The 13,050-nt window shown below is 60.6% G+C and carries 11 protein-coding genes; 9 read left to right on the forward strand and 2 right to left on the reverse strand.

Features of this window, described 5'->3' with window-relative positions; all coding sequences use genetic code 11:
- The first annotated feature begins 20 nt into the window (after positions 1 to 20).
- The 3 genes from AC1Q6X_RS27030 (at position 21) to AC1Q6X_RS27040 (ending at position 5,467) form a co-directional block, all read left to right on the forward strand.
- Entirely contained in the window at positions 21 to 1,193 is a 1,173-nt protein-coding gene (locus AC1Q6X_RS27030) for an efflux RND transporter periplasmic adaptor subunit (RefSeq protein ID WP_492498929.1), read from the forward strand.
- Entirely contained in the window at positions 1,190 to 4,300 is a 3,111-nt protein-coding gene (locus tag AC1Q6X_RS27035; RefSeq protein ID WP_492498930.1) for an efflux RND transporter permease subunit, read from the forward strand. Before AC1Q6X_RS27030 ends, AC1Q6X_RS27035 begins: the two co-directional genes overlap by 4 nt.
- Positions 4,301 to 4,618: 318 nt before the next feature.
- Complete coding sequence (locus AC1Q6X_RS27040) at positions 4,619 to 5,467, forward strand: hypothetical protein (protein ID WP_492498931.1); 849 nt, start codon at positions 4,619 to 4,621, stop codon at positions 5,465 to 5,467.
- Between the two features lie 76 nt (positions 5,468 to 5,543).
- On the opposite strand, the gene yihA is transcribed toward AC1Q6X_RS27040, so the two are convergent.
- A complete protein-coding gene (gene yihA / locus AC1Q6X_RS27045) occupies positions 5,544 to 6,281 on the reverse strand; it encodes a ribosome biogenesis GTP-binding protein YihA/YsxC (protein WP_070221698.1) in 738 nt (245 codons plus the stop codon).
- Between the two features lie 186 nt (positions 6,282 to 6,467).
- Between yihA and AC1Q6X_RS27050 the strand changes: the two genes are divergently transcribed.
- The 5 genes from AC1Q6X_RS27050 to msrQ all read left to right on the forward strand — a co-directional run bounded on the left by AC1Q6X_RS27050 (position 6,468) and on the right by msrQ (position 12,362).
- On the forward strand, positions 6,468 to 7,139 hold the full coding sequence (locus AC1Q6X_RS27050; RefSeq protein ID WP_070221697.1) for a c-type cytochrome: 672 nt from the start codon (positions 6,468 to 6,470) through the stop codon (positions 7,137 to 7,139).
- A 185-nt stretch (positions 7,140 to 7,324) separates the two neighbouring features.
- Complete coding sequence (locus AC1Q6X_RS27055) at positions 7,325 to 9,421, forward strand: cytochrome c biogenesis protein ResB (RefSeq protein ID WP_492498932.1); 2,097 nt, start codon at positions 7,325 to 7,327, stop codon at positions 9,419 to 9,421.
- Between the two features lie 64 nt (positions 9,422 to 9,485).
- Entirely contained in the window at positions 9,486 to 10,637 is a 1,152-nt protein-coding gene (ccsB, locus tag AC1Q6X_RS27060; RefSeq protein ID WP_070221695.1) for a c-type cytochrome biogenesis protein CcsB, read from the forward strand.
- 84 nt (positions 10,638 to 10,721) lie between these two features.
- The gene (msrP, locus tag AC1Q6X_RS27065; RefSeq protein ID WP_070221694.1) at positions 10,722 to 11,699 is read left to right on the forward strand and encodes a protein-methionine-sulfoxide reductase catalytic subunit MsrP; all 978 of its coding nucleotides are present in this window, start codon (positions 10,722 to 10,724) and stop codon (positions 11,697 to 11,699) included.
- A gap of 9 nt (positions 11,700 to 11,708) precedes the next feature.
- Entirely contained in the window at positions 11,709 to 12,362 is a 654-nt protein-coding gene (gene msrQ / locus AC1Q6X_RS27070) for a protein-methionine-sulfoxide reductase heme-binding subunit MsrQ (protein ID WP_492498933.1), read from the forward strand.
- Here the strand turns inward: msrQ and lptM are convergent.
- Positions 12,359 to 12,541: an LPS translocon maturation chaperone LptM gene (lptM, locus tag AC1Q6X_RS27075; protein WP_070221692.1), complete on the reverse strand. Its 183-nt coding sequence runs from the start codon at positions 12,539 to 12,541 to the stop codon at positions 12,359 to 12,361. The genes msrQ and lptM overlap by 4 nt on opposite strands.
- Positions 12,542 to 12,581: 40 nt before the next feature.
- On the opposite strand from lptM, the gene cyaY reads away from it, so the two are divergent.
- Positions 12,582 to 12,911: an iron donor protein CyaY gene (gene cyaY, locus AC1Q6X_RS27080; RefSeq protein ID WP_070221691.1), complete on the forward strand. Its 330-nt coding sequence runs from the start codon at positions 12,582 to 12,584 to the stop codon at positions 12,909 to 12,911.
- Positions 12,912 to 13,050: the final 139 nt, after the last annotated feature.

The following is a 13,050-nucleotide window of genomic DNA, read 5'->3' on the forward strand; positions in this document are numbered from 1 at the left end:
TGCGACAGCATGACAGAACAATGAAAAAGACTAGTCTGGCAATCCTCGTGGGTGCGGCCCTGTGTATCGGTGGCGGCATCTGGTATTTCAATCATCAGCCGGGCAAAACGGCCGCTGGACAGGATGGCAAAGGGGGCAAGGGCGGACAGGCGCCGACGACGGTGAGCGTGGTCGCGCCGGTGCGCCAGGATGTGCCGATGCTGCTGCAAGCCAATGGCAGCGTGACGCCGATCAGCAGCGTCGACTTGCATCCGCAGACGACCAGCACGATTACCAAGGTGCACATCCGCGAAGGCCAGTTCGTCAAGCAGGGCGAGCTGATGTTTACGCTGGACGCGCGCAGCGAGCATGCGAACGTCGACAAGGCGCAGGCGCAGGTCTTGCGCGACCGCGCCTCGGTAGCCGATCTCGAACGCCAGCTCAAGCGCAACCAGGATTTGTTGAGCAAGAATTTCATCGCCCAGGGCGCCGTGGACACGCTGCAAAGCCAGCTCGACGCGGCACGCGCCTTGCTGGCCGCCGACCAGGCCGCCTTGCGCGCCGCCCAGGTCGACTCCAGCTACACCGTCCTGCGCGCGCCGCAGGCGGGCCGGGTGGGCGCCATCAATGTCTACGCGGGCAGCCTCGTGCAGCCGACCACGTCGCTCACCAGCATCACCCAGCTCGACCCGATCGACGTGGTCTTCACCTTGCCGGAAAGCAGCCTGTCGGGCTTGCTGGCGGCGCAAAAGGCGGGTGAGGTACCCGTCACGGCCCTGTTGTCGGACGCGGGCGGCAAGCAGCTCGATGGCAAACTGAACTTTATCGACAATGCCGTCGACCCCGCTACGGGCGTCATCAAGGTCAAGGCGCGCTTCAACAATGGCGGCACCGACCTGTGGCCTGGCCAGTACGTGAATACGCAGCTGACCGTGCGCACGCTCAAGGATGCGCTGGTGATCCCGCAAAACGCCATCATCACGAGTACCGCCGGCACCTTCGTGTACTCGATGGAGGCGGACAACACGGCCAAGATGCGCAAGATTACCCGCGTGTATGCATTCGGACCGAGCGCCGTCGTCACCGGCCTGGCGGGCGATGAAAAAGTCATCGTCGACGGCAAGCAGAACTTGCGCCCGGGTAGCAAGGTGCGCCTGGCGGAAAAACACAAGGCTGCCGACGGCGCCGCTGCAGCGCAGGGCAAGCCAGCATGAACCTGTCCGAATTGAGCATCCGCCGCCCCGTCATGGTGGTGTTGCTGTCCCTCTCCATCATCCTGGCCGGCGTGCTGGCCTATCTGCAAATTCCCGTGGCGGCCTTGCCGAGCTACAACACGCCCGTCATCAACGTCAGCGCCGACCTGGCCGGCGCCAGCCCGGAAACCATGGCCTCGTCGGTGGCCTTGCCGCTGGAAAAACAGTTTTCCACCATTTCCGGCCTGAGCCTGATCACGTCCACGAGCACGCTGGGCAATACCTCGCTGACCCTGGAGTTTGACGCCAGCATCAATGTCAACGAGGCGGCCGTCGACGTGCAGGCGGCCCTGCTGCGCGCACAGCGCCAGTTGCCGACGGAAATGACGGACTTGCCGTCTTACCGCAAGGTCAATCCGGCCGATGCGCCGGTGCTGTTCATCCAGATGACGTCGCCATCGCTGAACTTGTCGGACCTTAACGATTACGCGGAAAACCTGATCGCGCCCAGCCTGTCGACCCTGCCTGGCGTCGCCCAGGTCATCGTCAATGGCCAGAAACGCTTCGCCGTGCGCGTGCGCGCCCGTGCCGACCTGATGAATGCGCGCAACCTGACGATGGACGAGCTGGCTGTTGCCTTGCGCACCTCGAACACGAATTCCCCGCTGGGCATCCTTGACGGTCCGAGCCAGACCCTGACTATCCAGGGTAATCCGCAAATGATGAAAGCGGCTGATTTTGCCGAACTGATCATCGCCAGCCGCAACGGCCAGCCCGTGCGCCTGAAAGACGTGGCCGAGGTGGAAGACAGCTTTCAATCGATCAAGTCCGTCGGCAGTTTCAACGGCGAGCGCTCGATCAGCCTGATGGTGCAGCGCCAGCCGGACGCCAATACCGTGCAAGTGGTCGATGGCGTGCGCCGTCTGCTGCCGGGCTTCAAGGAGCAATTGCCGCAGTCGATACAAATCAGCCTGGTCAACGACCGTTCGCTGTCGATCCGCGAAGCCATCCACGACGTGAATCTGACCCTGGCGCTGACGGTGGTGCTGGTGGTGCTGGTGATCTTTTTGTTCCTGCACCGCGCGGCCGCGACCTTCATTCCGGCCGTCACCATGCCGATCTCGCTGCTCGGTGCGCTGGCCCTGCTGTACTGGCTCGGCTACAGCCTCGACAACGTGTCCCTGCTGGGCATTACCTTGGCCGTGGGTCTCGTCGTCGACGATGCCATCGTGGTGCTGGAAAACATCGTGCGCCATATCGAGATGGGCAAGAAACCGATACGCGCGGCCCTGGAAGGGGCGAAAGAGATGGGCTTTACCATCATCTCGATTTCCGTCTCGCTGGTGGCCGTGTTCATCCCCATTTTCTTCATGCCGGGCGTGATCGGCTTGCTGTTCCACGAGTTCGCCGTCGTCGTCTCGCTGGCCGTGCTGGTGTCCGCCGTCGTGTCGCTGACCCTGGTGCCGATGCTGGCCAGCCGCTTCCTGCCGGCCGACTCGCGCGAGCACAATGGCAGCGACCCCAGTCATGGCGAGAAAACCTTTATCGGCCGCCATTTCGAAGCCGGCTTTACGAAATTGCGCAACGGCTATGTGCATCTGCTCGACAAGGCCCTGGCGCACCGCAATGTGGTGCTGTTCGTTGCCGTGTGCACCTTTGCGCTGACGGTGCTGCTGTACGCGACCATTCCCAAAGGTTTCTTCCCCGAAGAAGACTTGGGCCAGATCCAGGTGAATACGGAAGCGTCGGAAGATATTTCGTCCGCGGCATTGCAGGACTTGCAAGCTCGCGTGGCGGCCGTGCTCAAGGCGGACCCAAGCGTGCAGGATGTGACGTCGTTCGTCGGCGGCGGCAACACGGGCCGCATGTTCATGGTCTTGAAACCGCGCAGCGAGCGCCCGAAAATGCCCGTGGTGCTGGAAAACCTGCGCCGCGCGGCGGGCACCGTGCCCGGCATGGCCGTGTATTTCCGGCCCGTGCAAAACTTGCAGCTGGGCGGGCGCCAGAGCAAGAGCCGCTACCAGTACACCTTGCAAAGCGTCAGTCCCGACGCCCTGAATGACTGGGCGGAAAAGTTCATTGCAGGCATGCGCACCGATCCCGCCTTCCGCGACGTCACCAGCGATTCGCAGATCAAGGGCTTGCAGGCATCGCTCCGGATCGACCGCGACAAGGCCAACCTGCTGGGCGTGCAAATGTCCGATATCCGCACGGCACTGTACAGCGCCTTTGGCGAGCGGCAAGTGTCGACCATCTATTCGTCGGCGGCCAGCTATTACGTGATCCTGGAAGCGGCCACGGCGGACCGCCAGTATGACGATGCGCTCACGCGCGTGTCCGTGCGCAGCAAGTCGGGCGAACTGGTGAAATTGTCGAGCATTGCCTACGTGGAACGCACGATCGGCCCCACCTCCGTCAACCACCAGGGGCAGTTGCAGGCCGTCACCATCGCCTTCAATCTGGCGCCGGACGTGCCGCTGGGGATCGCCACGGGCAGGATCGACGCAATGGCCAAGGACATGAGCTTGCCGGCCTCCATCATCACGCGCTACGGCGGCGACGCGGCCGTGTTCCAGAGCTCGCAGTCGAGTCAGATCATCCTCATCATTGCCGCGCTGGGCGTGATCTATGTGCTGCTCGGCGTGCTGTATGAAAGCTATATCCACCCGCTCACCATCCTGGCCGGCTTGCCGTCGGCGGCCGTGGGCGCGCTGTTGACCTTGCGCCTGTTTGGCATGGACCTGACCATGATCGCCATCATCGGCATTTTGATGCTGATCGGTATCGTCAAGAAAAACGCCATCATGATGATCGACTTCGCCCTGCATGCGCAGCGCAACGAGGGGCTGGCGCCGGCAGAGGCCATCCGCCAGGCCTGCATCCTGCGTTTTCGTCCCATCATGATGACGACGGCGGCGGCCCTGATGGGCGCCTTGCCGATCGCTCTGGGCCTGGGCGCCGGCGCCGAGCTGCGCCAGCCGCTGGGGCTGGCCGTGGTCGGTGGCTTGTTGTTTTCACAAGTGATTACCCTGTTCATCACCCCCGTCATCTATTTATTTCTGGACAAGTACAGCGGCACGGGGCCGATGACGGACGAGCAACTGGTGGCGCTCGACAACAAGGCTTGAGCGCATGCGTGACTGATGACCCGTGACCGGCGCCCCATTTCTGCGTGAATGGGGCGCCGGTTTTGTATGGGCAGTGATACATACGGTAACAACCGTCAAGGGATGGCTCGGGTACTCTGGTCAGCGCTGCAAGGAATGTCGCTATCCTGTACGCTTCGGGTTGGAAAGGCCGAGGAAGTGTTCCCAAAAGCAAGGGACTCTGGCACTATGGCTGCCCTGTAATGTTATTTCTTCGCTACACAGAAAGCACGATTCATTTTGCATGACACGACCCATTTGTTGGCTGCCGATTCCGATGTTTGCCCCACCTGCGGGCAAGTGATCCAGCCACCTCCGGCCTACGGGTCCAAGACCAGCACCGCGCGCAAGGTTGCGCTCGGCGTGTCGGTCTTGCTGCACGTGCTGCTGGCGGCCTATGTTCTGTTGCGCAGCGACACCATCGAAAAGATTCCGCCGCCGAAGAAGGAAAGCGCGATGGTCTACATCGCGCCGCTGAAGGACAAGCCGCAACCGAAGCCGCAGCCCAAGCCCACACCCAAGCCGAAGGACACGAAAGTGGCCAAGGTGAAACCGCCGCCGGCCCCGAGCAAGCGCGTGGTCACAAAAGACGTGCCGCGCGATAAACCGAAACTGGAAACCTACACGCCGCCGCTGGTGTCGAAAGTGCCGTTGCCGCCGCCGCCCGCTGAAGACATGAGTTCGATGATCGAGCAGCGCCGCAAGCAGCGCGAGGCGCAGAACCCCGCGCCGCCGGCCGAAGAAAGCGAAAACGACCGTGCCATGCGTGTTGCCAAGGCGAATATCGCCGGCGCGCAGGGACGCAATTCCGGCAGCGACCGTGAGGATTCGGGCGGCGTGTTTTCCATCGTCAACCAGACCTCGTTCAGTGCCGAAGTCAAGTTCAAGGGCTGGAACGGCAACTTCAAGCGCAACTGGCTGAAGCAGGAAAAAGTGGAATTGGGCAATGAGCCCGATATCGAAACGGCCATCATCAAGAAGATGATCCAGCTGATCCGTGCCGAAAAGCCCGGCGATTTCGTCTGGGAATCGCGGCGCCTGGGGCGTAACGTCAACCTCAGCGCCCGCATGGAAGACACGGCCGAGTTGACTGCCTTCCTGCGCCAGGAATTCTTTTCCGAGAAGCGGCCAGGACCGGGACGGCGCTAGGCGCGCGGCGCCCGCGCAAGAAAAAAGGCTGCACCGTGTGAACGGGCAGCCTTTTTTTACGCAGCGTTGATGTCGATCAAGCCGGCTTGTCGGATTCCGGCTCGACGTCGTCTTCCATGTCGATCAGGTCGACCATCTGGGCCGCGCCGTCTTCGCTGATGCCGGCCAGTTCCATGATCTTGTCGTTGGCTTCGTCGATGCCGACTCTTTTCAGGGCCGAGAACAGTTGCACGGTGAACGGGAAGCCGACGCCGTCTTCGTCCACATAGCTGTCGAGCTTGGCTTTCGCCTGGCGCAAGGCATTCACGGATTCATTGCGGTTCAGCTTATCGACTTTCGTCAGGATGCAGTGAATCGGTTTACCCGTCGGGGCGAACCATTCCAGCATCTGGATGTCCAGGTCGGTGAACGGGCGGCGCGAATCCATGATCAGGATCAAACCGGCCAATTGTTCGCGGCGCTGCACGTAGTCGCCCAGCAGGCGCTGCCAGTGCAATTTCGCCGAGCCCGATACTTCCGCGTAGCCGTAGCCCGGCAAGTCGACCAGCAGGCATTCGATCTCTTCGACGATGGTGGCATCCTTGCGGTGCTGCGCCACGTGGGCGCCGCCGATGGAGAAGTAGTTGATGTGCTGGGTACGGCCAGGTGTCTTGGAGGCGAACGCCAAACCTTTCTGATTACACAAGATGTTGATGGCGGTCGATTTACCGGCATTGGAGCGGCCGGCAAAGGCGATTTCCGGCACCGTGGTATCGGGCAGGTCACGCAATTGGTTGACGGTCGTAAAGAAGCGGGCTTGCCAGAGTTTTGACATGGGAGTAGTAAAGCAACAAAAGGGAGCGATAAGGGAGCGATAACGCCAAGAAGCTATTGTACAATAAGGGGTTGTTTATTGTTGCCGGCGTAGCAGCGATGCGGCTTGCGGCCCTGAAAATAAAGCAAAAATCCACAGGGCGCGGCAATGTCCACCACTAATTTCTCACTGTCTCAGGGTGCCTGAATGAATCGTGCGTTTTCACCGTTGTTCAAATCCATGCTGCTCGCTTTGCTGGCTGTATCGGCAACTGCCTCCGCGGTCGAAGCACCAAAACCGGCCGTCAAGGCCGACGCTGCCAAGGGCGCTACCCTGTACGCCGATGGCGATGCGGCGCGCGGCCTGCCCGCCTGCGTGTCCTGTCATGGTGCGGCCGGCAATTCGACCATCACGGTCAATCCGAAGCTGGCCGGCCAGCACGAAAGCTATATCTACAAGCAACTGGTCGACTTCACCACGCCGGAACGCAACCAGCCCGTCATGACGACGTACGCGAAGATGCTCAGCGACGCCGACAAGAAGAATATCGCCGCCTACCTGGGCGCGCAGCTGTCCAAGCCGGGTGCCGCGAAAAACAAGGATACGATTGATTTGGGCAAGAAAATCTACCGTGGTGGCATTGCTTCCAAGCAAGTTGCCGCCTGCGCCAGCTGTCATGGCGCGACGGGCAATGGCATTCCCGTCCAGTATCCGCGCATCGCCGGCCAGCACCAGGATTACACGGTGGCCCAGCTGACGATGTTCCGCAGCACCAAGGCCGATGCCCGCAAGAACAGCGCGCAAATGCACACCATCGCCGCCCGCATGTCGGATGACGAAATCGCCGCCGTGGCCGACTATATCGCCGGCCTGAAGTAAGTTTTCATAGTGGCAAGAGATTGCCAGGCGCAGCAGCGCGCGTGAACAAGGGCGGCCGTTTCCACAGGCTGCCCTTTTTCATGGCAGGGGCCAAACAGGAGTATGCTGCCGCCTTGCGCGGAGAAACACTCTGCTCCATGCCTACATTTCCTTGAAGATTGCATATCCCGTATGAGTATCCACGTATGAGCACTGGCACGACCGGAATCGAGTTAAAGACCCAACGCCGCAGCCTGGCTGAATTCGTCGAGCTGGTCTCGTCGATGCGCTTTGCCATCAGTTTGCTGACCCTGATCGCCATCGCCTCCATCATCGGCACCGTGCTCAAGCAAAACGAGCCCATGCCCAATTATGTGAACCAGTTTGGTCCGTTCTGGTTCGCCGTCTTCGACAAGCTGAGCCTGTATTCCGTGTATTCGGCCTGGTGGTTCCTCGTCATCATGGGTTTTCTGGTCGCCTCGACCTCGCTGTGCATCGTGCGCAATGCGCCGAAGATGCTCAAGGACATGCGCAGCTGGCGCGAAACCGTGCGCGAGCAATCGCTGCGCAATTTCCACCACAAGCTGGAATGGCAGGCGCCGCTGCCGCGCGCCGTGCTGGCGCAGCAGATGGTCATGCGCCTGAAAGACGCCGGCTACGGGGCCAAGGTGGTTGAGAAGGACAACGCCACCCTGGTGGCGGCCAAGCGGGGCGCGGCGAATAAATGGGGCTATATCTTTGCCCATGGCGCCATCGTCATCATCTGCGTGGGCGGCTTGCTCGATTCGGAAATGCCGATACGCGTACAGCAATGGTTCTTTGGCAAGACGCCGTTTTCCGGCAGCGGCGTGATCGCCGACATTCCCGCCCAGCACCGCTTGAGCCTGTCGAACCCTACTTTCCGCGGCAACACCATGATCCCGGAAGGCTCGTCGAGCAACACGGCCATCATTCCGCAGGCCGATGGCGTGCTGATCCAGGATCTGCCCATCACCATCCTGCTGAAGAAATTCCACATCGATTTCTACAGCACGGGCATGCCCAAGCTGTTCGCCAGCGATGTCGTCATCACCGACCATGCAACGGGAGAAAGTTTTCCTGCAACCATCAAGGTCAACCAGCCGCTGCTGTACAAGGGCCTGGCCCTGTACCAGTCCAGCTTTGAGGATGGCGGCAGCAAGCTCAAGTTGACGGGTTTTCCCATGACGGGCAAGACGACGAAACGCTTCGATATCGGCGGCGAAGTGGGCGGCAGCACGCCGCTCGAGCGCAGTGACGGCAATTCCTACACGGTGGAATGGTCGGGTTTCCGTCCGTTTAACGTGGAAAACCTCAGCGCGGGCCAGGACGTGCGCGCCGTCAACAAGGCGGAAAGTTTCAATGATAAATTCGCCGTCGGCCTCGATAAGCGCCTCGGGTCGGCCGCGAAAAACGCCAACAACAAGGATCTCAAGAACGTGGGGCCGTCGGTGCAATACAAATTGCGCGACAAGACGGGACAGGCGCGCGAGTACCAGAACTATATGCAGCCCGTCACGGTCGATGGCACGACGGTGTTCCTGGCCGGCATGCGCGTCAACCCCAGCGACCCGTTCAGCTATCTGCGCATTCCCGCCGATGACAATGTCAGCGTGAACGAGTGGATGCGCTTGCGTGCCGCGCTGCAAGATCCCGCGCTGCGCCAGCAGGCCGCCGCGCGCTATGCGGCGCGCGCCATGCCGCAGGCGAACGCGGAAGCCTTGCGCGGCCAGTTGCAGGAATCGGCGGCGAAAAGCCTGGGCATTTTTGCCGGCAACGGTCAAGAGGGCGGTTTCCTCGCCATTTCTCGTTTCCTGGAGAAAATCCCTGCCGCCGAGCAAGAAAAAGCGGCCGATATCTTCATGAAAATCCTCAACGGCAGCCTGTGGGACTTGTGGCAGGCCGCGCGCGCCCAGGATGGCTTGAAAGCCGTCGAGGCCGATGACAAGCATGGCCGCTTCCTGCAGCTGGCCACGAATGCGCTGTCCGACAGCTTCTTCTATGGCGCGCCCGTGTACCTGCAGCTTGACGACTTTACGGAAATCAAGGCGTCCGTGCTGCAGGTGACGCGTTCGCCGGGCAAGAGCGTGGTCTACCTCGGTTGCCTGTTCCTCGTGATCGGCGTATTTTCCATGTTTTATATCCGCGAGCGCCGCCTGTGGGTGTGGATCAAGGATGGCGAGGGCGGCAGCGAGGCCCTGATGGCCATGAGCACGCAGCGCAAGACGCTGGATTTTGAAAAAGAATTTGAGAACTTGAAGGCAAAGCTGCCGCAATCGGCGTAAGCTGCGCTGAGTTGGATTGGCTGAGTTTCGGGACGCTTGCGCGTCGCCGGGAATGGAGAAAATGATGGAATTGGCAAACAAGCAAATATATACGCAGGAAGCAGGATTTTTCAAGCGCCTGAGCCTGATCGATTGGCTGTACGGCGCCGGCTTGCTGGCGGCCTCACTGTTCGGCCTGATGCGCTTTGGCGCCTTCATGGATATCTATGAAAAGGCCATCCTGCTGGCCGCGGCGCCCACGTTCGCGTGGCTGGGCTGGTACTGGAAGCCCGTGCGCTGGCTGATCCCGCTGGCGGCCGTGCTGTCGTTGTTCGCCATCGAACTGTATAGCGGCCACCTGGAGATGGCGAACCAGAAATTCTTCCTGAAATACATCTTGTCGAGCCAATCGGCCATCTTGTGGATGGGCACCCTGTTCGTGCTGTCGACCCTGTTCTACTGGATCGGCCTGGTGGCGCGTTCGGAATTCGGTTCGTCCGTCGGCTCCCTGCTGTGCTGGGCCGGCGTGGTGCTGGGTCTGACGGGCATGCTGGTGCGCTGGTACGAGTCTTACCTGATCGGCGCCGACGTGGGCCACATTCCCGTGTCGAACCTGTATGAAGTGTTCATCCTGTTTTCCCTGATCACGGCCATGTTCTACCTGTATTACGAGCAGCATTATGCGACGCGCCAACTGGGCGCCTTCGTCATGCTGGTCATTTCGGCGGCCGTCGTGTTCCTGATGTGGTACACGGTCACGCGCGACGCGGCGGAAATCCAGCCGCTGGTGCCGGCCCTGCAAAGCTGGTGGATGAAGATCCACGTACCGGCCAACTTCATCGGCTACGGCACGTTTGCCCTGTCGGCCATGGTGGCGGCGGCCTACCTGCTCAAATCGAGCGGCTATCTGGTCGACCGGCTGCCGTCGCTGGAAGTGCTCGACGACGTCATGTACAAGGCCATTTCCGTCGGTTTCGCTTTCTTCACGGTAGCGACCATCCTGGGCGCCCTGTGGGCGGCTGAAGCGTGGGGCGGCTACTGGTCGTGGGACCCGAAGGAAACGTGGGCGCTGATCGTCTGGCTCAACTATGCAGCCTGGCTGCACATGCGATTGATGACGGGCTTGCGCGGCCGCGTCGCCTCGTGGTGGGCGCTGGTGGGCTTGCTGGTGACCACGTTTGCCTTCCTGGGCGTGAATATGTTCCTTTCAGGTTTGCACTCTTACGGCAAGCTGTAATTCATTTCTGCATGACAGAAGCGTCATGAACGGCCCGGAAAAACTGGTGTAAGGTATATCCAATCACCTTTTTCCGGAGCCGCCATGTTGATCAAGCGCAGTCCCAACGGCATTGAGTTGCCGTACTCTTCCGAAATCACGCCGCGCGCCGTGTTCGAATCGCGCCGCAGCTTCATCAAGCAAGTGGCGCTGGGCTCGATGTCCAGCGCGGCCTTGCTGGAAATGGCCAGCCGCGAAGCGTTCGCGCAAGGCACGAATCCCAAGCTGGCAGCCAAGCTCAATCCCGCCTATTCGGCGCTGGACAAGCAGACGGCCTATAAAGACGCCACCAGCTACAACAATTTCTACGAATTCGGCACGGACAAGAGCGACCCTGCGCAAAACGCGGGCACCCTGCGCACGCGGCCGTGGACGGTCAGCATCGAAGGCGAAGTGAAAAAGCCGATGACCCTGGACCTCGATGCGCTGCTCAAGCTGGCGCCGCTGGAAGAGCGCGTCTACCGGCTGCGCTGCGTGGAAGGCTGGTCGATGGTGATTCCGTGGGTCGGTTATTCCTTCTCGGAAATCATCAAGAAGGTCGAGCCGACGGGCAATGCCAAGTACGTGGAATTCATCACCCTGGCCGACAAGAAGCAGATGCCGGGCGTGGGCAGCCGCGTGCTGCAGTGGCCCTATACGGAAGGCTTGCGCATCGACGAAGCGAACCATCCGCTGGCGCTGCTGACCCTGGGCATGTACGGCGAAACCTTGCCGAACCAGAACGGCGCGCCCGTGCGCATGGTCTTGCCGTGGAAATATGGCTTTAAATCGGCCAAATCCATCGTCAAGATCCGTTTCGTCAAGGAACAGCCGCGCACGTCCTGGAACCTGTCGGCGCCGTCCGAATACGGTTTTTATTCGAACGTGAACCCGAACGTCGATCATCCGCGCTGGTCGCAGGCGTCCGAACGGCGCATCGGCGAAGACGGTTTTCTTGCGCGCAAGCGCAAGACCCTGATGTTCAACGGCTACAACGATGTTGCTTCCTTGTACGCGGGCATGGATCTGAAAAAGTTCTTTTAAGGAAAGACCATGGCCCTCAATCCCTCGACCAGGCAGTTGTCGCTGCTGAAAAGCCTGATCTTTTTGCTGGCGCTGCTGCCGTTCGTGCGCATGGTCTGGCTGACATACACGGGGCAACTGGTGGAGCCGCTGGAATTCATCACGCGCGGCACGGGCGACTGGACCCTGTATTTCCTGTGCATCAGCCTGGCGGTGACGCCCTTGCGGCGCTTCACCCAATGGAATTGGCTGATCAAGCTGCGGCGCATGCTGGGCCTGTTTGCGTTTTTCTACGCGGCGCTGCACTTCACCACGTTTTTATGGTTCGATCACTTTTTCGATCTGCAGGAAATGTGGAAGGATGTGCTCAAGCGGCCGTTCATCACGGTGGGTTTTATTGCCTTTGTGTTACTGATTCCGCTGGCCGTGACGAGCACGAACGGCATGGTCAAGCGCCTGGGCGGCAAGCGCTGGCAGTGGCTGCACCGGTTGATCTATGTGATCGCGCCGCTCGGCATCCTGCACTTCTGGTGGATGAAGGCGGGCAAGCACAATTTCGCGCAACCGATCCTGTTCGGCAGCATCGTCGCGCTACTGCTATTAATCCGCGTGGTTTTCGCCTGGAGCAAGCGCGCCAAGAACGCCAGGGCGGCGCATGCCGCCGCCCCGGTGCGCTCCGTTTAGGTCGCCGGCACGATCACGGGCGGCGGCGGCACGGGGGCCGGTTCGACGGGGCCTTTGGCCGGTGCGCCCTTGGCCGCTGGCGGCTTGGGCAGATACAGGGGACCGGGCTGGCCGCAGCCGGCCAGGACGCTAGAAACCACAATGGCGATGCCGATATAAAACGCTGAGGATGACTTCACGATTAGAATCACGGTTTGATTAAGATCTTTGGAGTGTAGCATGAGCGAATCGGAATTCCTGGCCCTGGCCGAAGCCACCCTGACCCAGATCGAGGCGGCGCTGGACCGGCTGAACGATGAAGATGTGCTCGACGTCGAATGCAGCCGCAGCGGCAATGTGCTGGAAATCGAATTCATCGACAACGGCACGAAAATCATCGTCAACAGCCAGGCTCCCATGCGCGAAATGTGGGTGGCCGCCCGTTCCGGCGGTTTCCACTACAAGCGCGTGGGCGACGAGTGGATCAACACGCGCGACGGCTCGGAACTGTTTGCGGCCTTGTCCGGCATGGCCAGCGAGCAGGCGGGCGCACCGGTGGTATTGAAGTAATTGTTTTAGCCGCGCGCAATAAAAAAGGGCAGCCTGCATGGGCTGCCCTTTTTTATTGCGTATGACCCGTCCTGGAATAAGTTGACACTTTTTCGTTACAGAGAAGGAGTGTCCGATGGAACAAGGGTTTCGACGCAGT

Source organism: Janthinobacterium sp. GW823-FHT06H09 (assembly GCF_058794735.1).